The sequence below is a fragment of the Gelidibacter gilvus genome (assembly GCF_004115975.1).
GTDB lineage: Bacteria > Bacteroidota > Bacteroidia > Flavobacteriales > Flavobacteriaceae > Gelidibacter > Gelidibacter gilvus.
In genome coordinates this window covers 1-26475 of the sequence record NZ_SDDZ01000011.1, presented here as the reverse complement: position 1 = coordinate 26475, position 26475 = coordinate 1, and the positions used below count along the sequence as shown (strand labels likewise).

General features: G+C 36.7%; 27 protein-coding genes. 8 read left to right on the top strand and 19 right to left on the bottom strand.

Annotated features, from left to right (window positions below):
* Position 1: 1 nt before the first annotated feature.
* Genes ESZ48_RS14970 through ESZ48_RS14960 form a run of 3 tightly spaced genes read right to left on the bottom strand, consistent with a single transcriptional unit; the run spans position 2 to position 2994 of the window.
* Positions 2-2404, bottom strand: coding sequence for a TraG family conjugative transposon ATPase (locus ESZ48_RS14970; protein ID WP_129018318.1), 2403 nt, complete (start codon positions 2402-2404; stop codon positions 2-4).
* A complete protein-coding gene (locus tag ESZ48_RS14965; RefSeq protein WP_129018317.1) occupies positions 2391-2675 on the bottom strand; it encodes a hypothetical protein in 285 nt (94 codons plus the stop codon). The genes ESZ48_RS14970 and ESZ48_RS14965 overlap by 14 nt, the downstream gene beginning before the upstream one ends.
* A 31-nt stretch (positions 2676-2706) precedes the next feature.
* A complete protein-coding gene (locus ESZ48_RS14960) occupies positions 2707-2994 on the bottom strand; it encodes a hypothetical protein (protein ID WP_129018316.1) in 288 nt (95 codons plus the stop codon).
* A gap of 189 nt (positions 2995-3183) precedes the next feature.
* On the opposite strand from ESZ48_RS14960, the gene ESZ48_RS14955 reads away from it, so the two are divergent.
* Positions 3184-3816 carry an N-acetylmuramoyl-L-alanine amidase family protein gene (locus ESZ48_RS14955; protein ID WP_129018315.1) on the top strand — a complete coding sequence of 211 codons (633 nt, stop codon included), beginning with the start codon at positions 3184-3186 and terminating at the stop codon, positions 3814-3816.
* A gap of 104 nt (positions 3817-3920) precedes the next feature.
* Here ESZ48_RS14955 and ESZ48_RS14950 read toward each other — a convergent pair whose 3' ends face one another.
* The 5 genes from ESZ48_RS14950 to ESZ48_RS14930 form a co-directional block, all read right to left on the bottom strand.
* Positions 3921-4583, bottom strand: a complete 663-nt coding sequence (locus ESZ48_RS14950; RefSeq protein WP_129018314.1) for a P-loop NTPase family protein — start codon at positions 4581-4583, stop codon at positions 3921-3923.
* The gene (locus ESZ48_RS14945; protein ID WP_129018313.1) at positions 4567-5319 is read right to left on the bottom strand and encodes a hypothetical protein; all 753 of its coding nucleotides are present in this window, start codon (positions 5317-5319) and stop codon (positions 4567-4569) included. The genes ESZ48_RS14950 and ESZ48_RS14945 overlap by 17 nt, the downstream gene beginning before the upstream one ends.
* A 3-nt stretch (positions 5320-5322) precedes the next feature.
* Positions 5323-5607: a helix-turn-helix domain-containing protein gene (locus ESZ48_RS14940; protein WP_129018312.1), complete on the bottom strand. Its 285-nt coding sequence runs from the start codon at positions 5605-5607 to the stop codon at positions 5323-5325.
* Positions 5608-5879: 272 nt separating this feature from the next.
* Positions 5880-6719, bottom strand: coding sequence for an RteC domain-containing protein (locus tag ESZ48_RS14935; RefSeq protein WP_129018311.1), 840 nt, complete (start codon positions 6717-6719; stop codon positions 5880-5882).
* A gap of 23 nt (positions 6720-6742) precedes the next feature.
* Positions 6743-6967: a hypothetical protein gene (locus tag ESZ48_RS14930; RefSeq protein ID WP_129018310.1), complete on the bottom strand. Its 225-nt coding sequence runs from the start codon at positions 6965-6967 to the stop codon at positions 6743-6745.
* A 38-nt stretch (positions 6968-7005) separates the two neighbouring features.
* Here ESZ48_RS14930 and ESZ48_RS14925 point away from each other — a divergent pair, with 38 nt between their 5' ends.
* The 4 genes from ESZ48_RS14925 to ESZ48_RS14910 all read left to right on the top strand — a co-directional run bounded on the left by ESZ48_RS14925 (position 7006) and on the right by ESZ48_RS14910 (position 9403).
* Positions 7006-7542 (top strand): DUF7793 family protein, encoded by a 537-nt coding sequence (locus ESZ48_RS14925; protein WP_129018309.1) that lies wholly within the window; start codon positions 7006-7008, stop codon positions 7540-7542.
* Positions 7543-7563: 21 nt separating this feature from the next.
* Positions 7564-8538 carry a helix-turn-helix domain-containing protein gene (locus ESZ48_RS14920; protein WP_129018308.1) on the top strand — a complete coding sequence of 325 codons (975 nt, stop codon included), beginning with the start codon at positions 7564-7566 and terminating at the stop codon, positions 8536-8538.
* 101 nt (positions 8539-8639) lie between these two features.
* Positions 8640-9077, top strand: a complete 438-nt coding sequence (locus ESZ48_RS14915; protein ID WP_129018307.1) for a MauE/DoxX family redox-associated membrane protein — start codon at positions 8640-8642, stop codon at positions 9075-9077.
* A gap of 77 nt (positions 9078-9154) precedes the next feature.
* Complete coding sequence (locus ESZ48_RS14910; RefSeq protein ID WP_129018306.1) at positions 9155-9403, top strand: DUF6520 family protein; 249 nt, start codon at positions 9155-9157, stop codon at positions 9401-9403.
* A 119-nt stretch (positions 9404-9522) separates the two neighbouring features.
* On the opposite strand, the gene ESZ48_RS14905 is transcribed toward ESZ48_RS14910, so the two are convergent.
* From ESZ48_RS14905 to ESZ48_RS14890, 4 genes are all read right to left on the bottom strand, one after another.
* Complete coding sequence (locus ESZ48_RS14905; protein WP_129018305.1) at positions 9523-11832, bottom strand: zinc-dependent metalloprotease; 2310 nt, start codon at positions 11830-11832, stop codon at positions 9523-9525.
* A gap of 82 nt (positions 11833-11914) precedes the next feature.
* Positions 11915-13351, bottom strand: a complete 1437-nt coding sequence (locus tag ESZ48_RS14900) for a RagB/SusD family nutrient uptake outer membrane protein (protein ID WP_129018304.1) — start codon at positions 13349-13351, stop codon at positions 11915-11917.
* A 19-nt stretch (positions 13352-13370) separates the two neighbouring features.
* The gene (locus tag ESZ48_RS14895; protein ID WP_129018303.1) at positions 13371-16373 is read right to left on the bottom strand and encodes a SusC/RagA family TonB-linked outer membrane protein; all 3003 of its coding nucleotides are present in this window, start codon (positions 16371-16373) and stop codon (positions 13371-13373) included.
* Between the two features lie 133 nt (positions 16374-16506).
* On the bottom strand, positions 16507-17016 hold the full coding sequence (locus ESZ48_RS14890; RefSeq protein ID WP_129018302.1) for a peptidase associated/transthyretin-like domain-containing protein: 510 nt from the start codon (positions 17014-17016) through the stop codon (positions 16507-16509).
* Between the two features lie 1009 nt (positions 17017-18025).
* Here ESZ48_RS14890 and ESZ48_RS14885 point away from each other — a divergent pair.
* The 3 genes from ESZ48_RS14885 to ESZ48_RS14875 all read left to right on the top strand — a co-directional run bounded on the left by ESZ48_RS14885 (position 18026) and on the right by ESZ48_RS14875 (position 20762).
* Positions 18026-18529 (top strand): hypothetical protein, encoded by a 504-nt coding sequence (locus tag ESZ48_RS14885; protein ID WP_190246277.1) that lies wholly within the window; start codon positions 18026-18028, stop codon positions 18527-18529.
* Positions 18530-19043: 514 nt separating this feature from the next.
* On the top strand, positions 19044-19580 hold the full coding sequence (locus ESZ48_RS14880; RefSeq protein WP_223266467.1) for a hypothetical protein: 537 nt from the start codon (positions 19044-19046) through the stop codon (positions 19578-19580).
* Between the two features lie 255 nt (positions 19581-19835).
* Positions 19836-20762 carry a hypothetical protein gene (locus tag ESZ48_RS14875; RefSeq protein ID WP_129018299.1) on the top strand — a complete coding sequence of 309 codons (927 nt, stop codon included), beginning with the start codon at positions 19836-19838 and terminating at the stop codon, positions 20760-20762.
* 1148 nt (positions 20763-21910) lie between these two features.
* Here ESZ48_RS14875 and ESZ48_RS14870 read toward each other — a convergent pair.
* The 7 genes from ESZ48_RS14870 to ESZ48_RS14840 form a co-directional block, all read right to left on the bottom strand.
* Positions 21911-22381 (bottom strand): RES family NAD+ phosphorylase, encoded by a 471-nt coding sequence (locus ESZ48_RS14870; protein WP_129018298.1) that lies wholly within the window; start codon positions 22379-22381, stop codon positions 21911-21913.
* The gene (locus tag ESZ48_RS14865) at positions 22381-22887 is read right to left on the bottom strand and encodes an antitoxin Xre/MbcA/ParS toxin-binding domain-containing protein (RefSeq protein ID WP_129018297.1); all 507 of its coding nucleotides are present in this window, start codon (positions 22885-22887) and stop codon (positions 22381-22383) included. The genes ESZ48_RS14870 and ESZ48_RS14865 overlap by 1 nt, the downstream gene beginning before the upstream one ends.
* A 424-nt stretch (positions 22888-23311) precedes the next feature.
* Complete coding sequence (locus tag ESZ48_RS14860; RefSeq protein ID WP_129018296.1) at positions 23312-23707, bottom strand: hypothetical protein; 396 nt, start codon at positions 23705-23707, stop codon at positions 23312-23314.
* Positions 23700-24131, bottom strand: coding sequence for a UPF0158 family protein (locus ESZ48_RS14855; RefSeq protein WP_129018295.1), 432 nt, complete (start codon positions 24129-24131; stop codon positions 23700-23702). Before ESZ48_RS14855 ends, ESZ48_RS14860 begins: the two co-directional genes overlap by 8 nt.
* Positions 24132-24296: 165 nt before the next feature.
* Positions 24297-24818: a hypothetical protein gene (locus ESZ48_RS14850; protein ID WP_129018294.1), complete on the bottom strand. Its 522-nt coding sequence runs from the start codon at positions 24816-24818 to the stop codon at positions 24297-24299.
* Positions 24819-25019: 201 nt separating this feature from the next.
* Positions 25020-25463: a hypothetical protein gene (locus ESZ48_RS14845; protein WP_129018293.1), complete on the bottom strand. Its 444-nt coding sequence runs from the start codon at positions 25461-25463 to the stop codon at positions 25020-25022.
* A 67-nt stretch (positions 25464-25530) separates the two neighbouring features.
* Entirely contained in the window at positions 25531-26082 is a 552-nt protein-coding gene (locus ESZ48_RS14840) for an RNA polymerase sigma factor (RefSeq protein WP_129018292.1), read from the bottom strand.
* Positions 26083-26475: the final 393 nt, after the last annotated feature.

Below are 26475 nucleotides of genomic sequence, written 5' to 3'. Positions count from 1 at the left end.
ATTAGGATTTAGAAGTGAATTCCTTTATAGCCAATTCCATATTATTGGTCTTTTCATAAATGGCCATTATGGCCGCGTTTTCCTGTCCGTCGGTTAGATAGGCGGCATAAACCTCCTTGGGGACTTCGAGTCTGAAAATGTTGCTTTCCTTTCCGATTTTGATGAACATCTCAGTATATTTTCGTGCACCGGAAAAATTGTTTTTGATGGATTTTAACTGGTTCAAATCGTGGCTGGAAAGATTGAGCCGTTTAACCAGTTCAGTATATCCTTTTTCATTGTTCAGACTGTAAATGACCTGTGTGTTTTCAAGGATGCTTGCAGATACTGAGTTATTTGGAAGTTGATTGATGGATTGCAGAATAATGCCAATGGCACCGTTTTGTTTACGTATGGCCTGGTAATAGAATTCTACACTTTCCAGAACGTTATCGAACTTTAATTGTTTGGCAAATTCATCGAACAGGATAATGCCTTTCTCAGCTCGATTTTTCCATATGGTTCGTTGGATCGCTGATTTAATAAGTTTCAACATTACGGACAGGATTTCCTTGTTATCCTTGACTTCATCGAGTTCAAAAATGATTAAGCGTTTATCCTCGATTTTATAGGTCTGGTCTTCGCTGACCTCAAAAAGAAAACTATAGAGGCCATCTCCAACGTATTCAGACATGACGTGTAAAAAGCTTGTGACATTAAAATAGTCGGGATGGATTTTAAGGGTGTCCAGAAGATCTTCCTGGTTCTTTTCTATAAAATTGTAAAAGCCTTCCAAACAATGGTTTTCTGAAGTGCTATCATAATAGTGACGCAATATTTTTTTAACGGAAACCGATTGTGCCTTGGTCACTTTTAAGTCCGAAGCAAACAATTCAAACAGGAATACCGATAGGTCTTCGAGACGTTCTGGTGCCAGGTCAGATATATCGCTGATGTAGAATGGATTAATACCCAAATTCTTTCCACTCTCATAACGAAGTACGGTATACTGTTCAGGATAAAGTTTAGCGAATTTGGTGTAGGAGCCACCGAGGTCGATGATGACCAAACGGACGCCACTTTCAAAATATTGACGCAGAATATTATTGGCCAAAAAGGATTTGCCCTCGCCGGTAGGAGCGAAAATGGCAAAGTTTCGTGCTTTGATACGTTTCTTTCGGTCGTCCCAAACATCTTTTAGGACAGGAATATTATATTGACGGTCGTTAAAGATGATTCCTGTGGCATCCGATTTATAATTGGTATTATTGATGAACAAACACAAGGCGTGCTTCAAATCGGTAACGTAGAGATCGTTATTTGAAAAATTTGATGAGAAGCAACAGTAACTGTTCAGAATGTAATTCTTGCGTTCTTCGCCTCTTGGATAGTAGGGGATAATGTCCAGTTCCTTGAATTCCGTTTTAATCTTTGAGGTTATTCTGTCCAGTTCTTTCAGTTCCTTCGCCCAATACATAATATTGAGATGACCACGGATGATACGCGAGCTGTCATCCGCATTGATTTGGTCAAGGATGTGCTGAATCTTTCCTAGTACGACTTTGTTCTGTGAGCCAAAATTGGAACTTTTATTTAGTTCCTCAATTTTCTTATCGAGCAGTTTGCGCCATTTTTGTTTGTCATCCAAATACAGGATTTGGTTCACAATGTGGTTCTCATTAAGCGTAAGCCCTAAACCATCAATAAACCCTTGATGAAATACAAAATCGTCAGAAGTGAATCTCTCATTGGTCTTGCTGCTCTGTACACTTTCGCCAAAGCACAGTTCGCTATTGATGGCCAGGGCGTCAAAATGGTTCTCGCCAATTGTAACGCTTTTTTTATCCAGTAATATGTCAGTATCGAAACCTTCATTAAAGCCGTTGAAATAGCTACTTGTAAGTTGTAAGATCTCTTCCGGACTAAGGGGAAGGAATGTCATTTTTCGGCTATTGTTTATATATGAAACGGAGTCGTTTACGGCGTTGGCAAAACTTTTAATAGTGTCATCCAGTTCCTGTACAATCCCCTTTGAGATTTTTCGGAAAGGATTGACATATTTTGGATTATTGAGGGTTTTGCTCTTGGTCAGAATAAAGAATAGGTAACATTTGTGTTCGATATACTCGCGACCTTTGAAATGACCATGTGTGGCTTTCTCTAAAAATGTTGTATTCGGAAGTTTGTCTGATACATAAGATTTCTTGAGGTAAATATCCTGTTTGTGAACCACAGTACCAATAGGCAGCGATTTTAAAGCCTGAAACCATGCACCATGCATATCCTCAAAATCCTTTTCAGAAAGTGAATAGATTTCTGGTAAAGTCCCTTCATAGCACAGGACTACGTTGCCATTGTTGGCAAAAATGATATTGTCCTGAATATCTGTTATGGGTTGATATGCCGAAAGGTTAATCTTGTTCATAATCAAAGCTTGAATTTCTTTTGTTACTGATGATACTTGGAAAGACCTTGGTCATCTGAAAGAGTTGCGGGGTATTGGTTATCCGAATCAATGTGACATACAATACAGCATTGAAAATCAGTATGCCGATTATCATAGTGAAGCTGAAGGAGAAGATAATGACCAATAGAGACACAAGTACGGCCACCATCATTAGGGCAAAGAGGGAAATGGGCAGACCAGAAATGACCGCCCTTTTCCTGATGTTTTTATAGATCTCAAATGTTTTCATACCGCTTGAAAATTAAATCTCTCTTATAGAGTTAGACTACGATTCCTATGAGATAAGTGAAAATACCGACGACAGCTCCTGCAATGAGGACAAATACGAGCACACGGGTAATTCCTTTTTTGAGATCTGCATTTTCTCCAAAAAAATGTCCAGCATTAAACAGGAAGCCTACAAGGAAGATGACCCCAAGGATGATCGGGAAAATTGTTCGGATGGTTGTAGAAACATCATTGACGGAATCTTCAATGCCACCAATTTGTGCAAAAAGCGACGTGGACAACAGCGAAACAAAAGTTGCTAAATAGATTGATTTTTTCATAACAAAAAAGTTTAGATTTTTGATGCGTTTTCGTTATTCGAAATTTACATATATTTGTTTATAAAACATTGAAAATCAATGATTTAATAAAATAATATTCTTTGGTTCTGTTTGATTTCCGTTGGTGTCAATTGGCATCAAATCATATGGGTTTTTGAACACAAGCCGTTGATAATCTGAAATTTGAAAATGAAAAAAGCTTTAAAAAACGTCAGCTTCGCAATTTTGCTTCTAATAATGTCATTCATTTTTGGTCAGGAAACTGCAATCCAAAAACGAATTTTAATTGATGTAGGGCATGGTGGAAAAGATTCTGGTGCCATCGGAATAAATGGCTTAAAGGAAAAAGATGTTGTACTGGATATTGCTTTAGAAATTTTGAAGCTTAATGAACAATTAGAGTTGCCAATTGATATCTATTTGACAAGATATTCTGATACATTTATTTCCTTATCGGACAGAACTAAATTAGCCAAGGCTTTGAAGGTAGACGTGTTTATCTCTTTGCATTGCAATCACGCTAACAATCCAAACGCTAGAGGGATTGAAGTTTATGTTACCAATATGAAATCAATCCATTCTGATGGTGCAACTTGGTTTGCATTTGAATTTCAAAATGAGTTTAAAAAGAAATTGGGTTTTGTAAGTAGGGGTGTGAAGTTTGCAAATTTTCAAGTGTTGAGGGAGACAAAGGACTATTGTCCTACTTTGCTTTTGGAGTTGGGCTTTTTGAGCAATGGGGACGAGAGCAGCTATTTTTCAAGAAATAATAATATCCAATTGACCGCAATAGTGATTTTACAAGCGATTCAAAAACAATAAATGTATGAAAGATCTATTTTTAGAGTTAACTAAGAATTTGAGAGGAATCATAAAACAATTTATTTCAGAAATGATTTTTTTGTGTAAGTATTTCATTCGTTGAATTACTTTCTCTTGTCTCCTGTGGCCTCATCAAAAGCAATCAGGTTGAACAGCTCCCTCATTCGACTGCGCACGCGATGTCCATAACGTTCTTCGAGTTCATCTGCACTAAGATTAGTGGTAGCGTGAGTTTTTAATTTTTTATTGGTCTGTAAAAATAATTCATAGCGCGATAGAAGGACTTCGCCCATCACATTGAGATCCTTGCCATAAAACCGTCCAGGTGGCTCCACACCCAAATCATCAAAACAGAAAAATTTGGCATTGCCATAATCTTCGATAGTTCTGTAACCAAGATGGTTAAAGCTAAAGGTCACATTCCTGCTGGGTATCATTTCATAAGGACGTTGTAGGGGAACAAGATGGCGCAGTAATTTCATTAAGGTAGTCTTTCCTGAGCCTACCGGGCCTGAAAGAAGAATGCCCTTGTCCACATCAATTCCGTAGCTAGCACAGTTTTCTTTGTCTCTGATAAAATAGTAACAGAGCTTTAAAAGAATCTCCCTGTCTTCGTCATAGACCCTAAATTTTTGTCCAAAAAGCATTTTTCCCTTGGCATCAAGATAGATCAAAATTTTTGGGAAGTCGTAGAGTAAGCTCTTGCCATCAAATTTACCCAGCGAGTATTCCACGCCGCCTTCAGTAATTTTAGAGGGGTTGTCCATAGTCTTTGGTTTTGGTAGTTCGCAAGTTGTCCTTGAATTGGGACGGTGTTTTTACGTTTGTCTTGTTTTGATCGTTGAATAATTCACTTCTGTCCATCCAATTTGTGGCTAAGGCACGCCAGTCTCTAATTTCTTTTCCATCGCCTGTTCGCCACTTCCGATTTTCATAATGCTCGAAGAATTTTTTTCCTTCATCAGCAGTAAAACTTTTTTCTAAAAAAAAATTAATAACGGCCTGCCAGCCCTTTGGTTGTTTTATAGTGTTTACTTGTTTGGTATTGTTTATAGTAGATACCAGGGCTTGTCCATTGATGGGACTGGTTGAGTACACCACTTGTCTGTTTTTGGGATGGTGCTGTCCCATTACTGGTTCACGTCTGGGACGGTACTGTTCTGCAACCTGTTCCAATATGGGACTGTACTGATCCGAGACAGTTTCATCAGTTGTCTCGATAATGGTCATCATGATCTTACTGCCCTTATAAGGGTTTTTGGAAGGAAAGTAATGAAGATATTCCCAAGTATGAAGTTCCAAGATACAGCGGTGGTATGTGGATTTTGAGCCTATTTTAGAGGCAAACATGAGGTCTCGGCGGTTTATGTAGAACTCATTGGAAAAGCGGCTGCTGTTCCATTCCTGAAACAGTGCCATATATAAACTGATATGGGTCGGATTGAGCCGCTCATCAAAAAAGAACTTTTCAAAAGCCGCATTGAGTAGCTTTATATAGTTCATGACCTAAGAATTTAGAGTGTGTTGTACGCGGTTGGCGGTCAAAATATCTTGGATTTCTTCAGCATCGTAATAGATGATGCCGCCGATCTTAGTGTAGGGGAGGGTGCCATTAATGCGAAGATTTTGTAGCGTGCCTGGACTGACCTGTAGTAGATCCATAACCTCAGAAGATTTGAGGTAGCGTTTCAGTTTCCCTTTAGACTGTTTTGTTAAAAGGTTTTTAATATCGTCAAGCAATTCAATTTTGAATTCTCGAAGATCATCGGTGGTAAGGATTGATGTTGGCATAATAACATGGTTTTGTAGAAAGGGACTATCGCATTGCTTTCAATCAGTTTGATAGCCCCTGACTTGATTTGACTTTTGTTCTACAAATTTGATGGGTATTATTGATGAATCATCAATAGTCAATCCAGAGGTGGGACAGTTTTATTGTAATTAAATTTGAATTGTTTTGGTTAAGGAAAGATTGAAAAGGCAATGGTTGTACCTTGAAATTACACTAAAAATTATAGAAAAATGAATGGAATGGAAACACCCAAGTTGGGATGAACTATGGATCATTCATCTGAATCTTCGAACCGCCTGTTAAGGGAATCCGTTAGCTTGTCCATGAATTTGGTCTTGCTCGATTTTCTTGCTCTTATTTCCATAAAAGTATGGTAGTAATTACCAAGTTCAACGTTGAACAATTGCTCAAATACGGATGCCAGTTCCTTAATGTCCACGGTACCACTGTTGATTGCTCCACTAATTTGCAGTGCGTAGATCAACTCAATAAGTTCCGTTTTACTTCCAGTCCAAAAAAGTTTTGAAGTTGAATTTTTCATTGCGTTTTGGTAAGTATTGTTATTTGTTTCTAATTTTTCAATTTCCTGTTGTAAATACACGATGAGCATATCATAAGCCATGATCATCGCAACGGTGGTATCCTGAGAAGTAGCGAACTGATCATCTACGAAAAAGTGATATGACTCTGTGGGCGATCGGAGATCTGCCTTGCCCCGAATGAAATATTCGGCATCAAGTGTGGTGGCTCCTCTGCGGTAATAATGATAGAAATCCAAATTGTCATTAAAGTAGACCTGCAGTTTGTTAATGTGGGCATTGAGATATTTGATCTGGAATTTAGAACTGCTCCTTGGACGTTTGCTTTCAATATTGAATAGTTTAACATAATAGATGAGTTTGCTGAAAATTTGGGGTTTAACATGTTTAAAAAAGGAAATTTCCTCTTCCGTATTGTTAAACCCCAATTCCAATACTTTTTGGCGTAACAGTTTAATGAATTTTTCAGTTCTTGAAATGCCATGCTCTGCTTTATATAAAATATCTTCCGTACGGGATTCCAACGCATCTAGGTGCATCTGGTATTCCGATATTAATTCTTGGTATTTCATGCCTTACAAACTGATGTCGTTGATTATTTATATTCTCGTAAACCCAAAAGTTCTAGGGTGTAAGTGTCTTGTCTGTATTTAGGTGTTTTTTCATCAACGATGGCGTCTAGTTTTTTGTTTTTAACATTAATATTTCTCTCTGTACGGATTGCTCTTTTTGCAAATAAATAAAGTGCATCTTTATTACTAGAATCTGTAAAAGCATCATTTACAGAGTCTAAAAAATTGTTGTGTTGTATTTTTGCCATGAGTCTAATTTGTTTGGTGGGATAAAATTTAATATCTTTTGCGGGAAATTGTAGGATTTAACCTAACTATAATCCCGATTAATCAAACATTCATCCGTTTTAGGCAAATTTTTAATCCTGATTTGCCAATTCTCCCTCCTGATAGGTTAAGTAAAGCAATAGCATATTATGTAATTTTGAGTTTGCCAGTTTTTAAAAAATGCTTAATTATGTTACATGAAAACGATTATGCAACGTATAAGATAGTTGATGGAATAGTACATGTCATATACAAAAATATTGATCTGGACGTTTCACAAGCGGTTCATATTGTGAAGGATCGACTTATGTTACAGGCAGGACAATTTATGCCCGTACTATGTGATATTCGAGCTATACAGGGAATAGATAAAGCCTCACGTTCATATTTATCATTAGAAGGGTCTGCTTTCGTTAAAGCTGTCGCATTTGTTGTTGATTCTCCAGTTTCAGAAATGTTATCCGACATATATTTAACAACAAATTCGCCTACCATACCTACAAAATCATTTTTGAACAGTGAAGAGGCTGTTAAATATTTGAACAGGTTTAGGTAAACTTTTTAAAAGCTTGTTACCATGGAAGAACATATAGAACAGAGACTATCTTCACTTAGAGTGATGCTTTTAAAGATGTTATCAGGAAGTTATTACCAAAGAATCAAACGTTCAAAACATAATGACATTCTTGAGTCCTTTATTATTGGTTTTAATGTTTTGGCAGAAGAGTTTCAAGACGTTTTGGTCCATCAGGGTTATGCCAATCGGGATGCTGCAATTTTGGATGTTGTCCAAATGAGTTTTATCATTAATGAACATGGAATGGTCGAGATGGTAAATAAGATAGCTTGTAAAACCTTATCGCGACGTAAAAGGAATATCATTGACCGACCTTTTGAAGCACTTTTAACGGAGGGTTCTGTCAAAAAATGGGAAAAAGTTTTTCAGCAGAATGAAAAGAGGCGCGCCTATGATACGTCCGTCGACTTGGTATTCAAATCCAAAGACGGCCTTGAGATACCTAAAACTGTATATGTCTCAAGATATTATAAAAATGCACAAGGCTATCGGACACTTATCACCGTCATTCACCACACCAATTATCAAAAGAAACTTCAATCTGGGATTTCTGGTAAGATCAATAAAGGAAAGCTTAATGAAAAAAGGAGGTCTGTAAAAGACAGGATAGCTTTACTGAAGAAGTCAAAAGTACGATTGAGTTTGGAGGATATTCAAAAGATCAAAATGGGCCATGACATGATTCTTACAAATCTAAAGGATGACTTTCCACCGCTTAAAGAATTTGCACTACAACTTGGAACCAACGAATTTAAGCTCAAGTATGGATTCAAGGAGTTATACGGCACTACGGTCCATAAGTTTTTGATTGAGGAGCGTCTGAGGAAGGCCTTGATGATGGTGCTCTACAGCGATCGACCCTTCAAAAGTATTGCCGAAATGACCGGTTTCAAAAGTTTGCCGCATTTCTCAAGATCGTTCAAAAACACCTATGGGCATTCGCCAAGCGTGATGCGCAAGATAAATAATGATTAGGGTTTTATTAATTACTTCATTTTTTTAATCCCTTTTCTACAAAATTTCCTCCCTTATAATCAAATAGATGTCCCGAACTTTACCATATCAAATCAAATGGTATGAGAGTTCCAGAATCCTTTACTAAAAAAATACCGTGGATGTTCAGTTTACTGTTCATTCTGTTGTTTGTGTATGCTGCGGTGAGTAAGCTTTTGGATTTTAAAACCTTTGAAACACAAATTGGTCAGTCTTCCTTATTGAGCGGATTTTTCGATTGGGTCCCATGGGGAGTAATTACTTCTGAAATTGTTGCTGCTCTATTGTTGGCCTTTACAAAAACACGACTATTAGGCCTGTATCTATCCTTAACTCTAATGCTGCTGTTTACAGTTTATATCACCATGATATTATATTTTTCAGCTGACATCCCATGTTCATGTGGCGGTGTATTGGAAGCGTTGGGGTGGAAGGGACATTTAATTTTTAATGGTTTTTTTATTGTGATCGCCTTACTCGGAATTCTAATTCAAAGGAAACAGGAATATAATTTCAATTAAAATATTACTACGTAGTGACAGGGGAAGATCGAAAACCTGTAAAACAGAGTAGATCATAATTTATAAATTTAAGTATTATGAAAACTAAAGTTTTTAAAAGCGTAATGCCAGTCTTTGTCATGTTGATGGCTGTTGGATTGGCATTTGCCACTGAAAGAATAGTTGTGGAACGGGATGCCTATTACAATATCCCGGGAACCACAAACTGGGAACACACTACAGTGGGGGATGAATGCTTTACTGGAGGAGCTAATGCATGTAGTTTCTTGGGGCAGCAATTGTATGCAGCACCCGATTTCAATAGCATGAAATTGATGAAGCCTTAAGGAGAAGGTTTCAATTCCCAGTATTCAGAAGGTGCCTTGTTTAAAGGCACCTTTTTCACTAATTCATACCTCCTTTTGAACGAACATCAGGAGCAATCCACCAGAATTTGTCGAAAACTTTACAAAATTGTTTTGATTTTTTTGAGACACAATTGCCAATGCCCCAAAGTCTGCGCTTTACTGTTTCTTTTTATGCCCTTTTCTATGTCAACTTTCAAAGCAAGGAGTTGTTGTGTTAAAATTCCTCTGGAATAATCAGAATGTACAAAAAATCTTGATTGGATATCTATTCCTGATTTTTTCTGCTCTAAGATCATGCCAATATTATCAATATAAGTTATTTGAATTTCCTGTTTCCTTCGATCCACATAACCAAAATCCCTTTTCAGCTCTTTGAACAGACCGTCTTGAAACTTTTGGATATAAGTGTTGACCAGGCCTTTTTGGTTCCCGTCCTGTTCTAAGTATTCCATTCGTTTCACCCTACGAGCCAATAGCATCTCTATGACCAACTTCTGTTGATATAGCAAAGTTTGGTCAGAAAATGTTGTGTAATTTGTCCTTACATGAAAGTCCGGTTCAGTCAACCACACAGGGGGATCAAAAGCATAATTCAAAAGAAAATCAAGGGCTTTCATTTGGTCCTCCCACGGTATGGGGACATATCGGCTGCCAGATTGGGCTAAGGATTTATAATGGATATCGTATCCCCCAATTAAGGTCGATACATGAAGCATATGGTTGTACCAAAGATGAACCGACTTATTATATAATCGTTCTAGAAGGTCATTGTCCTTTTGATCGTTGGTCACCTTAGGCAATAGTGCTATGACACGTTCTATATTCTTAAAGGCCAATTTGGTGCTTTTTATGGGATCATTGGTCTCGACGACTTCATTTGAGGCATTTGGACCGATAACCTCCATTTGGTTGATGTTGAACCTGTACCAGGGAATAGAATCCTGCCATCGTATCATTTGTTCTAAAGTGGCCTCTTCTACTTGTGATTCGGTCCCATCTGGAAATTCAGTATAAGCCCACTGGATATTGTACCTGTCTACAGGCCCCACACGTTGGAGTAACAGGGATGGCGGAATACTATCCTCGGGTTGTGGTATGTTGTTGGCTCTGGTATAATTCATGATACTAGGAGTATGCCCCATAGTCTGTAGCCATGGGATATCGTTCATTTTGTCCCAAGGATAATGGTATTCACCAAAATTGGCATCGGTTATACCGAACACATGGCCGGCTTCATGTGCAGCTATCACTTGGAATAATTGCCCAATTAATGCATCAGGAAAGGGGAATTTCTGTGCGTTTATATCTAAAGGTGCTGCCCTAACAAAGTATTCTTCCGATACGGATTGCTCCGAACCTCCCATAAAAATATCACCTCGTAAGATTTCTCCGGTTCTTAGATCGATAATATGGCTCAAGGTACCGCCATAATCTTTATATTCCGAGCTTCTAAAGGATTTTTCTTGATTCCAGTATACAACATTCGAATGGATACTATGAGCTTGCCAATCATCTAGACTGTCCACTTCCTTGACTGCAATGGCATCCTTGAACCCCGCCGATTCAAATGCTGGTAACCATTCCTTTATCCCGGCTCTCAGATAGGGTCTCCATTTCTTGGGCACATCAGGGGAGATTAAAAAGGTGATGGGTTTTATAGGAATACTGATTTTTTGATTTGGGTACTTCTTTTCCAAACGCCAGCGAGTAATGTTAGCCACAGTGTTTTTCAAACCGAATCTGTTCATTTCATTTTCATCGGGATGAAAACCCATGCGATAATCGAACCTTCTTGACTTCATAGGCGGCGGTAAAGCAGAGAAACCAAAAAAAATTGGGACTGAAACCTTGGTTTTGCTCTTGACCATGCCTCGTCGGATTTTGATCAGTACCTCTCCATCCATGTTCTTCACATCAAGTAATACGGACAATTGCGGTAAAGGACTCCCAAAGGATACCCCCCACATTTGTGGCCATTCCAATTCTTGGTTCAACGTAAACTGTGTGATGTTAATACGTTGGATCCCCGTCCTAATATTTGTTTTCTCAATGGGAAATATGGCTAGAACATTATCCATTTGGACAAGTCCTTCTTTGAGCGGTATTATAATTCCAGAAGTTGAGAGAATTGCTAGTTGTTTCAACAATATTCTATCGTTATGTTTTGTCCAAGCTACTTGCATGAAGCTGCGTCGCATACGGTCATAACATGTAAACAACATGGGGGTGTCCAATAATTGGTCAGGTATATTCAGGTAGAGTTGGTCTTCCTTGATGGAGGAGGTTAAAAAAGGTGATTTTTCCAAGGCCACATCAGATGTCTCTTGGTGTGCTATCCTTTTTGGATGATTGTTGGCGTGACCTGGTACAAATAGTAGAATGAAGTAGAAGCAAATAACATTTTTCATGGAGTCTTTTTGAATTTGATTTATCGTGTCAATTGATCGGAGGTTCTTAGAATATAGGCATCCGTCGACTATGTTGTGGTTTTCAATATCCTGGATTTTGTGGCAACAAATTGGGATTAATCTCCAGCTCGGCTTCTGGAATGGGGAGTAATATATCAGTTTCCTGCCAATTTGGTTTTAGGTCGGTCAATGCTCTTCCAGCATTTGCCGTCCGTTTAAGATCGAACCATCGATGTCCCTGTTCAGCGAACAGTTCCACACGTCTTTCCCTTTGGATAGCCTCCAAAAGTCCGTGTGCCGTGGTGACTGTGGTATTACTTAACCCAGCACGGTTGCGTATGCTATTGAGATCGGTTTGTGACCCGGTAAGATTACCCATATGAGCTCGTGCCTCCGACCTTATCAAAACCTGCTCTGCTGATCTGAAAAGGATGGAATACTCAAGGGATTCCTTTTCATTGACTCCAGCCTTATACTTATGAGGATAGTACAAAGTAGTTGTGTTATTGGAATCCGATACATTCCCGATCCAATTATCATATCGCAAGTCTCCGTTTTCAAATGATGCCAAGAGGGCATCGGTCAAAGCGTAAGTTTGACCAGGAACGGTCTGGATGATCAACGTTCCAGCCTCCCTTGTGTTATTTGGAAAATTTTCATCCGCCGCTAGTTGCCAGATAGTTTCAGGGGAGCCCTTCAGAAAAGTATTGGATAAATTGGTCTCCAATGGGAAATGATCGATAAGTTCGGAGGCCGTGGAAGTAGCCATTTCCCAGTTTTCGGTATAGAGGTACATCCTTGCCAATAAGGCCTTCGCTACATAACGGTCTGGCCATATACGTCTTTTAGAGATCGGCTCTATTCCTTCCAATAATTCCACGGCATCAGTTAAGTCCCTTATGATGCTATCATAAACCTTTTCTTCGGCCATTCGAGCTACTGTGTTATTCTCCCGATAATTCGTACTATTTACATATGGCACATCCCCGAAGAGGGACACCAGCAGACTGTGGACATAGCCACGGACAAAAAGAGCTTGTCCGTGGAAGGCTTTTTTTTCATCTACGCTCAGGTCATTCGAACTTTCAACCCCCCTGATAATATCATTAGCTCCATAAATTAAATAGTATGCTTGTTGCCACCAACCCCATAGGACATTGTTGTCCGCACTGTGATTATGGTTGTACAATTGAGTCTGGTCTGCGTTGAAGCCGTAATAGTCAAGCTCATCACCATATATGCTTAAAACAGGGGTAAGTCCAAAGGATCCCGATGTCATGCCTTGTTCCCGCATACTATAATAGAGGTTTGCCATTGCGGATTCCACAGTGGCGGGATCCTTGAAGACCGTCACAGAAATCAAATTGTTCTTTGGGGGATCTACGTTTATAAAGTCGGAACAACCGAGCCAGATCAAGCTTAAAAAAAAAGGAAAGGTAAACAGGAGTAATCGGTTCATTCCTGCAAATGCTCTTCGATGGGTCATATGCCCAGATTTTATAATTTTCAAAATTCTCATGATTCTTTTTATTTTGTGTTTAAAAAACAAGTTGGACTCCTAGGGTAATCTGTCGCAATGGTGGCAGGCGGGGATTGGGTTGTTCCGGGTCTGGTCCAATATAGTTGGTTAAGGTCCAAAGATTCTGCCCTTGCAAATAAACGTTTACTTCTGACTTATTGATCAGATAAGGAATCTTATAATTCAGTGAAATATTTCGCAACCGGATAAAGGATGCATCGGACACTGATGCACTGCTCTCCTGCTGCAATGCACCAAGATCTTGGCCACCTGCCATTCCAGCGGAAGCCCTTTGGAAGGGGTTCTGATCTCCGGCCTGTTGCCATCGATTATAGAGTTCAACGGAGGTGTTTTTTTTAAATCCAGGAGTAGCATCAAAACGGACTGTATTGTAGGCCTTTTGTTTTTTGAACTGGAAGAAGACATCAAAAGTGACATTTCCAAAGCTAAGAGAGTTACCAAAACCGCCATACCATCTAGGGGTTAAGTCCTCTACCCATTGCCGGTCTCCGATGCTGCTGTAATTCCCGTCGCCGTCATAATCTCTGAACTGATAAAGCCCAGTTTTTGGATCAACGCCTAGAGCATGGTAGAGCTTTAAAATGGTTAAGGGTTTCCCAATTACATAACGGTTGGCAAAAGTGGAGGCTTCCAACCCATCAAAGGCGACAAGCTTATTTTTGGGAATGGTTAAATTAAAGTTTGTAGACCATTTGAATGTTTCCGATCTCATATTGACCGTAAGTAAGTCCAACTCAAGACCTGAGTTCTCCACTATGGCATCAAAATTTCCTGTCAGTTCAGAGAACCCAGTGGTGGCTGCTAACGGGATTCCTACCAATTGATTGGAAGATCGGTTTTTGTACCAAGAAGTGTTCATTAATAATCGATCCTTGAAAAAGCCTAGTTCGAGTGCAGTCTCCAGTTTTTGGTTTTCTTCCCAACCGAATAAAGGATTAAAAATACCTGTTGGCTTCACTAGAGTAATTCCGTCGTAATTACTTCCAGTGACTGTGTAGGTGTCTAAAAAACGATAGTCTCCTATATTGTCACTTCCAGTAGTACCATAACTCGCCCGTAATTTGCCAAAACTTAAAATGGAACTATTTTTCAAAAAAGTCTCTTCCGAAAAAAGCCAAGCCATGCCCAGAGCTCCAAAATTTCCGAACTGTTTGCCTGGGCCAAACCGGGAGGAGCCGTCTCTTCTACCTGTTAAGTTAATAATATAGCGATCCAATACCTTTAGGTTGATTCGTCCGAAAATCGCGATATAACTGTACTCGCTATCCAAGTTAGAAACGGCCTGTATCTCTTGTGCCGCTGCGATATTGAGCAATAGTTCATTATTCGGAAAACCACGTCCCCTTAATATGAGCTTTTCCGTGCTCTCCTGCTGGAAAGTGCTTCCTATGAGGATATTTAATGAAAGCTTATCCCATTTCTTCTGCCAGTTTATCTGTGGCTCTACGATCCAAGACTCCCTTTGAGAGTTATTAGAAGTAAGATAAGAATAGCTTTGTGGTGTCAAGCCATATCCTGGATTTCTTGCAGAACTCGGCATCGTGCGGTAAGTGTCAAATTGGTAACTGCTAAGGCCCATACTTGACCGTAGTTCCATATCTGGCAGGATCGTATATGAAATCATGGCATTGGTGATAAGATTCTTTGATGTCGCCTCAAAACGTTCCTCTAGAGAGGCCAGTGGGTTTTCCCAAGTATTGTTCTCCCAATTGAGGTTTCCCTGATCATCATAAAGTGCTGGGGCATTGGGCTCTAATGAATAAGCCTTAGCCGTAAAATCCGCTTGGGGCATAAGGTTGTTCTCATAAGCATAATTGGTTGATAGGTTAATTTTAAAACGATTATCATTGGACTGATGGGTAAAATTGCTGTGGATACTGGCCTTTCTATATTTGGAATCCCCTGGAAATACAGTAGTTTCATTATGGTAGCCACCACTAATTAGAAATTGATTTTGTGCACTACCTCCTGAAACTGAAAGCTGTGCATTGTTTCGATAGGCTGTGCCCCCAATAAGTTCCTTTTGCCAATCGGTATAGCGGTCATTGTCCCATAGTTTGATATCAGGCCAGAAGAAATCATATAAGGAACTTTCCAGCATAAGCCCAACACCATCGTTATCAATACCTTCTCTTCGAATCTCCAGGTACTGTTTGGTATTCAACAGATCCAAGAAATTGGAAACCTTGCCAATTGAAGTACTTAGATGAGCATCGAAACGAGTTTTCCCAGCTCTTCCCTTCTTGGTAGTGATAAGCACCACGCCATTGGCTCCGCGGGATCCATAGATGGCCGTGGCATCGGCATCCTTGAGCACCTCAATACTTTCTATATCGTTGGGATTAATTGAATTTAGCGGACTGATGTTCCCACTAAAGATCTCGCCGGAAACCTGGAAATCTCCTAGGGACTGGGATCCAAAAGGAACTCCGTCTACAATAAACAGCGGATCGGAAACCCCATTGATGAAGTTTTTACCGCGGACTTCAACGTTGAATCCTCCTCCAGGCACACCTGTATTTTGAACAATATTTACTCCTGACATATAGCCTTGCATGGCGCCTAAGGGATTATTCACCGGCTGCAATTCAATATCCTTAGCCGTAATCCGCGCAATACTCCCCGTTTTCTCCCTATCGGTAGTGCTGTAATACCCGGCATTAATTTGTACCTCTCCCAATGCGGTGGCATCTTCCTTTAAGATAACATTTATAGTACTGCGGTTTTGAATGGGAATGGTAAGTGTTGTATATCCCAAATATGAGATTTGAAGCGTGTCCGTTGGTTTGGCGGTAATGCTGTAACGCCCATCAAAGTCAGATACAACACCTTTGGTGGTGCTTTTGATAAGTACAGTGGCACCAGATATGGGCAAGTGCCCATCGGTAACCTGGCCAGAGACCAAGAGGTCTTGGGCAGAAAGGGTCATGGAAATACTAAGGAAGAAGTGACAGCAGACAAAAATATGCCGCCACCTTACTGATTTATGATTTATTGTCATAGTTTTGTAATGGTTAAAGTGATAGATTAATTTTAACTTTTGGCCTGCTCCGATGTCGTGGTAAACTGGGAGCGGGCTTTTTTTATGCCGATTTATGTTGTAACGGCATCAGGGATTTTTTATAGTTTTTATATCATAGGCAACAGATTTTAATAGGGAAGAGGGGCCACTGGGTTGTTAGCAAAAATCCGGTAAACAGCAGCCCTTTCCCAAAGACTAAATCTAATTGCTCACTTGGTGGGATTAGTCGCAATATTCCGGTCTTTTCACGATCTGTAGTGTTGTAGTAGCCGGTATTGATGACCATCCCATAAACCTTTTGCGTATCATGCTCTAATACATGGTTGATATTACGCTTTCCGTAAAGTGTATTTTCTATGGCCTTACAGCACATGTAGTTTCCGTCAAGGGCAGTGACGGCGCCACGGTTGGTACTTTTCATTATTACCGTGGCCCCAGCTACTGGCAATCCATGTTCATCTGTTATGGTCCTGTAAGCTCCATTTTGTTGGATGGATTTATTTGTGAAAAACGCAAGCGCCGTTGTGCTATTGGCTATTAGTGGGGGATAGGAAGTGGCAATTGCCACAGGAAAAAAACACAATAGAAGGCGCCTACGTTGGGTTATACGTTTTAATGTCATAAATTTGTAAGATTAATTGTTATACTTAGTTTAATTTGACCTCCTGAACGATTGTGCCAACATTTGTAGGGAGGTTTTTTGTAACAACTATATGTGCATAGGCTCCATTTTTTTTAAAGTTAAATTAGGAAGTTGCCGCATATGTTTTTTTGCATAGCGGCAGCTATCCCAAAGACTAATTCTAACATTTTCGCTATATGGCACTGCCTTTTGTAGTGCTGCCATGTTCTTAGGGATTTAGAGTTTGCAATTGGCGATAGCGAGGTTTTTGTTGCAAACTCCAGTTGTAGCGTATCTCAATGATGAGGTTTAGGCTTGGTCACAATTGATTTTTCATGCGTGTTTTGGTTTTAAATTGTTTGTACTGTTTTATAAAAGCCCTTTCTATCCTATATTTTAGGTAAAACCTCAAAATATTTGGAAAACGTTAAGATTGATGCTATTTTTAAACTGTCGATTTATAAAATGAGCACCAATCTGGGTTTCTTCCAAAAAAGGAAACCTAGGCGGTTTTGGATTTTGTAATGTTTGGGCTTAATACACCCTAACATTGCATTACCTGTTGTAAGTATGATTTTTTTTGAAGCCGTTTTCCTTTCAGAACGTAGTGGGGAGCTACTGGCTAGAAACAAAAAATCGTTCTCACAATTGAAATTATGGAACGATGTTTCGGAAGTATGAAGATTACCTGCATAAAAAGCAAGGAGCGGTCTCACACTTTAGAGTCAAGGGCGACCAAGCCCTACTTTAAATCTTTCGATTATAAAGTTACCTTCTAAAGTTAACGTGAGAACCGCTCGCATGCCGTATGCAAAAGTAAAAAACTTTTTGACATGGAGCGATTTCACGATTCTCTCGAAGGTTAAATTGGTCGTTCTGACTCGAGAAATCATCGTAGTAACATGCCTCATAAAGGCCTAATATCAATTCGCTAAAACAAATATAAACAAAATCCTTTTAAATGCAAATAAGTTTCTAAATAAATACTAAAAAACATTAATAAAATACTATGGGAAATAAGTCTATTACAAATAATCCTTCCAATTATAGGGAGAATTTAGGTCTCAAACTTAAATTTTATCGCTTGGGAAAATATCTTTCAATTGAGGACATTATTTTTATGACAGAGATTTCAAAAAGTTCTATTATAAAGATTGAAAAGGGTGAAGCTAAAAATATCGACTTATACGTTGAATATGCAAAATCTGTTCAGTATCCTCTTGAAACTTTAATAGATTTTAAAATACCACTGAAACCTAAGAAAGAACTATCTGGGGAACGAAAGGAAGCTACAAGATTAACTGCGAGAATTAGGGAGAATATAGTAAACTCCAATTTTCTTAAAGGTGGTAAAACGGTTGCGGACATTAAAACTGAATTATTAAGAATTAATGCAATTGATCAATTAATAACATCAACAGCCATTGCTGGGGTTATGAGAAACTTGAAACAAGATGAATTAGTAAAGACTGGAGAAAAGGTTGGGAGGAAGGAAGTTTACTACAAAGCGTAAATTAGAATTTAAAAATTATAAACTCAAAGACATTCTATTGCTAGAGGCTTAAAGTATTTGCTATATTAATTTACTAAAACATATTAAACAGATGGTTAAAACAAAAGAATAAAACTTTTATTTTTTTGTGGTAAACTGAAAATTGAGATAGGGTAGTGGTGGTTTGTAATAGCCTTTTTCCTATCATACACTCTTCGTGCACTATCCATGGAGTATCCATGGAGTATCCATGGAGTATCCATGGCGTTGATACGCTATACCTATAATTTGTGACCCGTCCTAAAATAACTATGACCCGTCCTGAAATAGCTATACAGATTAATGATTAAATCCTATTATAGCTATACAAGACAACTTGACGTACACCATCTCTCCATTATGGAATTGATTAGGTATGTGTGATGCTTGTAAATGCGTTAGCAGAAATCTAAGAACAAAAAACCATATGAAGATCAAAATTCTATTACCACTATTAATAATTACAAATTTTGTGTTTGCACAAAATACAATCAAAATGACTAACAATTATGGAAGTGAAAACAGAGAAATCCAAGATATAATTGATTTCGAAAATATTTATATCGAGAAACTGAATTTTGAAGGCGAAAGCATAAAGAGTAAATCTTTTGTTATAAGTCTCGAAGAATACAAAAATGGAAAATTAGAAAATACTTCAATTTTATTTAATGGTGCGGAAAGTGATTATTTTAAAATTGGTTCGGATAATGAATCCCTTAAGTTTTTTTTCAAAATGACTGATGGAAAATTAAAAACATACATTAGAGGTCCAAGATTTGGAAGTAAAAAATCATTTTTTAAATTGTATGAAGAATCTGAAAAATATGCATTAAAAGATTTTTTTGGAAGTAAGTCAGAGCTAAATTTAGATATTAACAAAAAGAACGCAATTTTTGCGATTATCACACCAACAATTCATAAAGATGGATCAGGTTCATATTGTGAAGTTGCACAATCCAATATAGAACCTGAAAAACTTGGAGAGCATTTTAAAATTCCTCATTATTTTATAATCAACATCGAATTTAAATAGAAAGACTTCTGCTAATAACTAAGAATTCGGTCGTCCGATAGACCAGAGCGGAATACTGTGTTGACGTAGCCAGTTGGTTTGTAGTATATGTGTATAACTTACTTTAGTTCCCAATAATCTCGGAGTGATATTTTAAATATCAAATTTAAACATGTGAGAATGAAAAACAGAAATTACATGGATAGATAGGGGGATTCCTGTGTCACTTTGTGTTATGTTTATACAAGTTAGCTGTAATCTTTAAACAAAATACTATTGGAAACTAAACCGGAAACATTTTATAACTCATATGTGAAAGAGTATCATGAAGTTAGAGCTATATATTTAAAAAACATGTTATTATCTTTAGACTCTGTAAATGAAACACTTAAAGATAGTGAGGTTGATTACGAAGATGTTAAGGTCTCACTTACTAAGAATACGAAATTTATCATTCAAGCTGACTTAAGACAAAATTATTTTCATGCATTAGAAACCTTTTTCGAATTCTTTTTTGCCTTTCTCCCAAATAGGGGAATTATACCTGACAATAGTAAAATAGTTCGACAAATAGTTCAATCCAAATGGTCACAAAATTATAAAAAAATAGAATACATCGCAAAAGGTGAGATGAAGTTAAATATTCTTGATCAAGAGATAAATTTTTATGGATATAAAGTTACTGTAGGACAATATATATTTTTTCCTGGAACTTTTTCTAAGGAAACATTTGGTGAAAAATACCTAAATGACGTTAGTGAAAGTGTAGACGCTATAAAGGTGGCAATTAAAGAATTAGCCATCGACTTTTACGATAGAGATGAATACAATGCATATAAACATACAATGAGAGCTTTTCCAAATTATGAGAGCATTAAATTTATTAATCCTGAAACTTTAAAAGAAGAATTAGAGTTTGACTTAAGTAACTCTGTATCTTACCAAAAGTTTAATGATAAAGAAAATGAGACAATGATTAAAACAAAATTATTTGATCCAGAAAGAGATTTTGAAATGACCAGATTCTGTAGCAGATTAATATATAATATGTTGGAGCTTAGGAATGTAATGTTCAATAAAAACAAGATAAGAAATCAAGATAAAAAAATTGCTATATTTTTATTTAATCAGTCAAAAATTTCAGACTTAATTAAACATAATGTAAACATTCAGGACATAATTCTAAGTACTAAAATGTCTTGAGCAAAAACCAACAACTAATACCTCGTTACTATTGTAGCTTGATAGTGATTAAAGAAGCTAAAACAGGGTCAAGAAACTATCATTATTATAAGTTATTTTTTCTATTTACTTGACGATGCGGGCAGTCATTACTTTACCATGAGAAAGTAGTATAACATATTTTATTTCGCCGCTTTTGGGATTTTGCAACAACGGCGTCTACCTTCTTTAATACTGTGTCGGGTATAGGATATAAATTCATTATGGTCCTTTGTTTTTTTTTGATTACCCAGAGCGCTGGAATAAAAGAGACTCTTCTTTATCTTAATACGTTGGACTATGTTGAATTTATTTGTTTGTGTTTGTACTGTCGATTGACTTTGTTGGTGAAAGCACCGACAATGGCTTAGATAAGTTATTGGGGTTTCAGAAAATCACACAATTTGTTGAGAGCGTATATTTCGCCATTTTCGAATTTAAATAAAGACGTTATTTCGGATTTGGAAAAAAGTGCGAAAGAATTCAATTGCCGAGTTATAGATATTGAAGTTGTTACATTTCCAGCTATTGTGTGGTAAAAAAAACCTGGGACACCAAAGCATTGAAGTACATAAAAGACAAGATTTATTAACGGTTCTATTCAGTAAAGTCTTTAAGTAATAAGTTACCTGCTTTTGTAGAGCTCAATTCTTTTTTCATAGATTTTTAGTTAATGATTCCGAAAAGTCTTTAAGTCTAAAAATATGAATTAATTTCACATCAAAGAGAGGGTTAACGTCTTTATCATCCTATTTCTTACTGTTCGGTTTCTTTGGAAATAATACTTTGGAGTCTGATTTTGTAGTTTTGGTAAGAAGCCTGCTAGGATGTATTTTAATTCCTTTTGGTCTTTTAGTATTCATAAGATTTTGGTTTATAGAGAAGTATAAGCATAGTGTTTTAGTTTTGAAATTGCAACCATAAGCCGATCACGCTCATCTAACTAAATATCATAGAAACTGGATGATGAAATCACTCTGAAATCACTCTGCCATTCAACTAACCTAACCCTATAGATAAAGAATGGACAGTGTACGGATAAAGTATGGATACTGTATGCAATAAATTAAATTATGTAAGTCAGAATTCTGACTCGTCCAGAATGATTACATTTTTTAATTTATCTAATTTTATCCTCGTTTAACTTTTGTAAGTCTTTCATCAATAGGTAAATCAATAAACTCAATAACTTCTACTTTCCCAAATTCTTTATATAAGGGATTTAAGATAATATTCGATTCTAATCCGACAATAGTGGATGGTACTCGTAATGCAAAAATATTTCTGTCTTTTGCTAAATCTGTAAATATTTCTGTTGTTTTGGAAGAATATGGGTATTGGTTCCATCTTTCCGGCATCTCTTTTAATTCTTCTAAAGCAAAATCATCTGGAAATTGAATTTTCGCAATTAATATTTTCTTTGGCAAATACGCAATATTTTCAGAGTGAACATAATACTCAAGCAGCGCTAATGAAATATTTTCTGAACAATAAACAGCTCGTGTTCCAACTTTGTTCCATCTGCCACCAACTTTTTCAGCTCCTATTCCAGAAAGTGTTAAATCTTTATATTTCACATTTGCAACTCGATATACAATCATTAGCTATAAACATTGTATTGAATTCTAATAATTTCATTTTCAACCATTTCAAAGCCAAAACTACTATCAAGCAGTTCAAATGGAATTCTACCCCCAAGGGTCCTGGCGGGAGTCATTAACCATTTCTTAAAGTCTTCTTTAGAATCAAAAACCTCATAACCGATTCCGAATAATCTCGCCAGTTCGTATATTCGCTCTGACGTTTCTTTTCCATAAACAGCTTTCTTTTGCATGCTACTAATGGATGCTGGAAGTATATGCTCAAACTCTTTTTCAGTAGAACCCGTATAATGTATTAATTGCTTCCAGTCTGTTTTCTTCACGCCTTCTCTAATGCGACTTATTAATTCCATTTGAAATCCTGGGGCATCTTTAGCGTTATCAACAACCCAAGACGGTGAGAATTTAGTGAGACTAATGGGGTTTCTTCCTTTTCTAACAGCCCTAGTTGTTGCTGCTACACCTTTCTTTTTATTTGAATCTTCTAATTTTAGCTTTACATCCATAATTGTATATTTATGTCTATACGACTGTAAATATACAATATATAGTCGTGATTTCTAAGTTTATTGACTTAAGAATTATTGAATAGAATAAGAACTACTGCCAATAAATATTCGGTTCACACCACTTGGCTTGGCTCTGAGGTATAGACCAGAGCTTAAAAAACTGTATTAATTAAGTCGATCGAATTGCATATTAACTTTAGGACATTAAAAAAAAAAGATTTTAGATAGGTATATGTTTTTTCAATCCTCTTTCTATGCTAAGGTTATATGCTCAGGCAAAAAGGGTATAGACCTATGGTAGATTACATTAACAAAACTCAAAGTTCAATTGCTGTACATGCCCGCAGGTACGCGGTTACGAGACTCGTACTTACGGTGGTGTTAGAGGCGCAGTGACAATATTAAATTGTTACCTGTCTACTCAATTAATGGCAGACTTTTCATTTAATTCAATCATCCTTTCTTTATCAATATAATGCGTTGCATAACTGTCTTCAATAGTTTTATCTCCTGATTTACTAAATCTTAAACGACGATTTATTCCTTTGCCATATTGATTGTATCCAGTCCATGAGCTTTTCAAATCCAATTCAGTGGAATATTTCATAATCAACTTATTTATCAAAGTCAGTTTGACTAAATTAATTTTGCACACTTTTTCAAGATAATCAACCCGTCCAAATCGCCAGTCATCATAATCTTTGTTAGTCAAGTAATTTTGTTGCAAAAGTATATCCACAACGCTGAAAAATCCTTTGTCATACACATTTTCATGAACGAGTCTTTTTACATCTTTATCTAAATCGGTACTATTCAAAATCTTTATTGTTTAAATCAATCTGGTTTTGAACCCATTGAATATAACGCATTTTTTTAAAATCAAACCAGTTTTGTCGATACCCTGTTGAATTATCAATTTGCCACTTAAAGTTCTGAAATGGCTTTAGTCTGTTTAATGCATAAATCAATTTGTTCTGTAATCTTGTGTCATCTACGCTCTCTGCAAAATCAACCATCAGTTTAAAAGATTCATGAGATTCAAATCCTGTAAACTCAATATAATCACTCCAATTTTCATCAATCTCATTTGATACGTCATCCCAGGTTTCTTTGTCAGCATCTATCCAGCTATCAAAATTGGGTATTGTCTTAATCTCACCCGATTTAAGATTATAAAAACATCTCATCCCGCAATCTAGGTTATCAGCAATTTCTTCTATTTCCTTTTTAGTCGGTTTCATGTGTGTTAGGAAATTTATTAAGCTTGCAGTACCGGTTTTATATAATAGTTATTTGGGATAAACACCTAAATTAGAAAAAATGGCCGAGCTTGTGAAAATTCCGCAGGAATGTTCAAGTAGGCGAATACTAGCAATTATTTTAAATGTTTTTGCAAGCAGGCTTTTTCATTTTCTTTTGATTTTCAATCGAATGTCCAAAAAATACTCGCTATCTTTTTTTATATCGAATTTTTCGGGATGATTAACCAAGAATTCAGCTAACCTCTGTTCATCGAAATTACAATAATCTGCATTCATTATTAATTCATTATATATTTCAATAATATTTATTGTTTTCCGTTTTGGTTTTAAATAATCAACGCATAATTCCAGAGTGATAGGATCAAGGTTTAAGACATTAATTTTTGATATCCAATTAAAATCATTTTCAGATTTTCCAAGTCCATAAAGCGCGTTAATTATTTCGTGAACTCCAAATCCAGATTTATGATTTTTTTGATATAGAGGTGTTATTAAGTCTAAGGCTTTTTTGTGTTTCTTACTTATGTTAAGAATTTCTGCAAACCTTTGTTGTGCATATAAATCGGAAGGTTGATTTTTTGCCCTATCTTCTCTTAGTTTAAGTAAACCAACCCAATCTTCTTTTTCAAAAAGAATCCTATCATCTTCCCAATCTTCAAAATCCATTAATCGAAATACTATTTTAGAAACTTAGTGATTATCAAAGATACAAATCTGATTAATTTTTTAACGGCTTATTTTTTGCGTCAATGTTCGCGCAAACGTTTATGTATAAGAATAGTTGCGGGTTTGTATGCGAGGACTTTCCGCGAGGAAAGTCAGAAGCAATGAACTATAGCCGGTGTAGCACGATTTTCTTTATTGGAGTTAGCCATTTTCAACTACAAAATAGAGAAAGAATATTGCGAATACGCCTGAACAAATCAAAATGACCAACCAATTAAGCCATTTCATTTTGAACGATAATACCAGCCCTCTACTTGCTTTTTCTATTCGGGCATGCGTGACTGCCAATAAATTTAAGGCAATAGCGACTAACGGACCGATGGTTAGTGAAATCCTTATGATCCAATTTAGAATAGAATTGTCGCCATATTCCTCATCAATCATTCCAATCCATTCATATACTGAAGTCAGAATGCCAAAGTCAATTCGCATATAATGCTTTAAAACAACCCCACTTAGAAATAAAAATGGTAGCACCAATAATATAGCGCCTGTCATGGCTGATTTCTTCGTATTTAATAATGTCAATCTAAATTCTCTCTGGTGATTACTAACATCACATGATGGCTGTTCTATGTTCTCCATGATATTCATAATTTTACGTTTTTTGTTCTTCATATACTTATAATACATAGAGTTGGAAAAGGTTGCACTAAAGTTGCTGCTTAAGAAGATTTAATCCTCTCGATAAAAGCGATTTGATAGTTCCTTCTGGTTTGTCAAGGATACTGCTTATGTCTTTGATTTTCAGCTGTTCAGGGTGTTTTAAAGTAATCACTTCTTGGTATTTTATGGGCAGCTTAGCTATTTCCTCTTGCACTTTAGTAAAATCTTTATGCCTTTCCATTTCATGTTCGGCATCTTTTTTTTCTTTTAGTAAATCTGATTGTTTTGATAAAACTGGTTGAGAATTTCCGATTTCAGTTAGCAATGTAGGGTGGTATTTTTTTGAACGATAATGAAGATTGATTTCATTAGTAGCAATTCTATAAAGCCAACTTTGTAACGAAACACCCTTCCACCTGAATTTATTTATGTTAATAAATGCTTTAAGAAATGTTTCAGATGCAATGTCCTTTGAGGCATCAAAGTCTTTTGTCCGTTTAAAGCAGTAGTTGAATATTTTTTGATAATGCCCGTCATAGACCAAGCGAAACTGGCTAGGGTTTTCTTTAATTTCATTTATTAGCTGCTCTTCTTTCAATTGTTTTTACTTCTACAATACATGAGTTTGAAAATGGTCATTGAATGCTACAAACGTCTTTGTTAGCGGTTCGTTGTTTTTAATTGTCAATATATAAATGGAATTAGCATTTTTGTCATTTTTGCATATTCTTCATATTCATTGCCATATTTTTTTTTTAAATATTTGTCAAGTTTAGGGGCATTGTAAAATGCAAAAAAGCTAAATAGAAATAATGGAATTGTTATAGACCAAACATTTTTCGTGATAAGTGCATAAGCGATTACTGGACTACCTAATAAAAATGGGACTAATTTTTTAGGCCGCATTTTTGATAATGTGTTTTAATTTAAGTTCCATTTCAAGTGGTGTTAAATAATCCAAGCTTGAATGGATTCTTTTTGTATTATACCA

What these genes read in the sequence shown, in the direction of transcription:
- ESZ48_RS14970 (WP_129018318.1), bottom strand. Translation starts at nt 2,404, where the DNA reads ATGAACAAGATTAACCTTTCGGCATATCAACCCATAACAGATATTCAG.
- ESZ48_RS14965 (WP_129018317.1), bottom strand. Translation starts at nt 2,675, where the DNA reads ATGAAAACATTTGAGATCTATAAAAACATCAGGAAAAGGGCGGTCATT.
- ESZ48_RS14960 (WP_129018316.1), bottom strand. Translation starts at nt 2,994, where the DNA reads ATGAAAAAATCAATCTATTTAGCAACTTTTGTTTCGCTGTTGTCCACG.
- ESZ48_RS14955 (WP_129018315.1), top strand. Translation starts at nt 3,184, where the DNA reads ATGAAAAAAGCTTTAAAAAACGTCAGCTTCGCAATTTTGCTTCTAATA.
- ESZ48_RS14950 (WP_129018314.1), bottom strand. Translation starts at nt 4,583, where the DNA reads ATGGACAACCCCTCTAAAATTACTGAAGGCGGCGTGGAATACTCGCTG.
- ESZ48_RS14945 (WP_129018313.1), bottom strand. Translation starts at nt 5,319, where the DNA reads ATGAACTATATAAAGCTACTCAATGCGGCTTTTGAAAAGTTCTTTTTT.
- ESZ48_RS14940 (WP_129018312.1), bottom strand. Translation starts at nt 5,607, where the DNA reads ATGCCAACATCAATCCTTACCACCGATGATCTTCGAGAATTCAAAATT.
- ESZ48_RS14935 (WP_129018311.1), bottom strand. Translation starts at nt 6,719, where the DNA reads ATGAAATACCAAGAATTAATATCGGAATACCAGATGCACCTAGATGCG.
- ESZ48_RS14930 (WP_129018310.1), bottom strand. Translation starts at nt 6,967, where the DNA reads ATGGCAAAAATACAACACAACAATTTTTTAGACTCTGTAAATGATGCT.
- ESZ48_RS14920 (WP_129018308.1), top strand. Translation starts at nt 7,564, where the DNA reads ATGGAAGAACATATAGAACAGAGACTATCTTCACTTAGAGTGATGCTT.
- ESZ48_RS14915 (WP_129018307.1), top strand. Translation starts at nt 8,640, where the DNA reads ATGAGAGTTCCAGAATCCTTTACTAAAAAAATACCGTGGATGTTCAGT.
- ESZ48_RS14910 (WP_129018306.1), top strand. Translation starts at nt 9,155, where the DNA reads ATGAAAACTAAAGTTTTTAAAAGCGTAATGCCAGTCTTTGTCATGTTG.
- ESZ48_RS14905 (WP_129018305.1), bottom strand. Translation starts at nt 11,832, where the DNA reads ATGAAAAATGTTATTTGCTTCTACTTCATTCTACTATTTGTACCAGGT.
- ESZ48_RS14900 (WP_129018304.1), bottom strand. Translation starts at nt 13,351, where the DNA reads ATGAGAATTTTGAAAATTATAAAATCTGGGCATATGACCCATCGAAGA.
- ESZ48_RS14895 (WP_129018303.1), bottom strand. Translation starts at nt 16,373, where the DNA reads ATGACAATAAATCATAAATCAGTAAGGTGGCGGCATATTTTTGTCTGC.
- ESZ48_RS14890 (WP_129018302.1), bottom strand. Translation starts at nt 17,016, where the DNA reads ATGACATTAAAACGTATAACCCAACGTAGGCGCCTTCTATTGTGTTTT.
- ESZ48_RS14885 (WP_190246277.1), top strand. Translation starts at nt 18,026, where the DNA reads ATGGGAAATAAGTCTATTACAAATAATCCTTCCAATTATAGGGAGAAT.
- ESZ48_RS14880 (WP_223266467.1), top strand. Translation starts at nt 19,044, where the DNA reads ATGACTAACAATTATGGAAGTGAAAACAGAGAAATCCAAGATATAATT.
- ESZ48_RS14870 (WP_129018298.1), bottom strand. Translation starts at nt 22,381, where the DNA reads ATGATTGTATATCGAGTTGCAAATGTGAAATATAAAGATTTAACACTT.
- ESZ48_RS14865 (WP_129018297.1), bottom strand. Translation starts at nt 22,887, where the DNA reads ATGGATGTAAAGCTAAAATTAGAAGATTCAAATAAAAAGAAAGGTGTA.
- ESZ48_RS14855 (WP_129018295.1), bottom strand. Translation starts at nt 24,131, where the DNA reads ATGAAACCGACTAAAAAGGAAATAGAAGAAATTGCTGATAACCTAGAT.
- ESZ48_RS14850 (WP_129018294.1), bottom strand. Translation starts at nt 24,818, where the DNA reads ATGGATTTTGAAGATTGGGAAGATGATAGGATTCTTTTTGAAAAAGAA.
- ESZ48_RS14845 (WP_129018293.1), bottom strand. Translation starts at nt 25,463, where the DNA reads ATGGAGAACATAGAACAGCCATCATGTGATGTTAGTAATCACCAGAGA.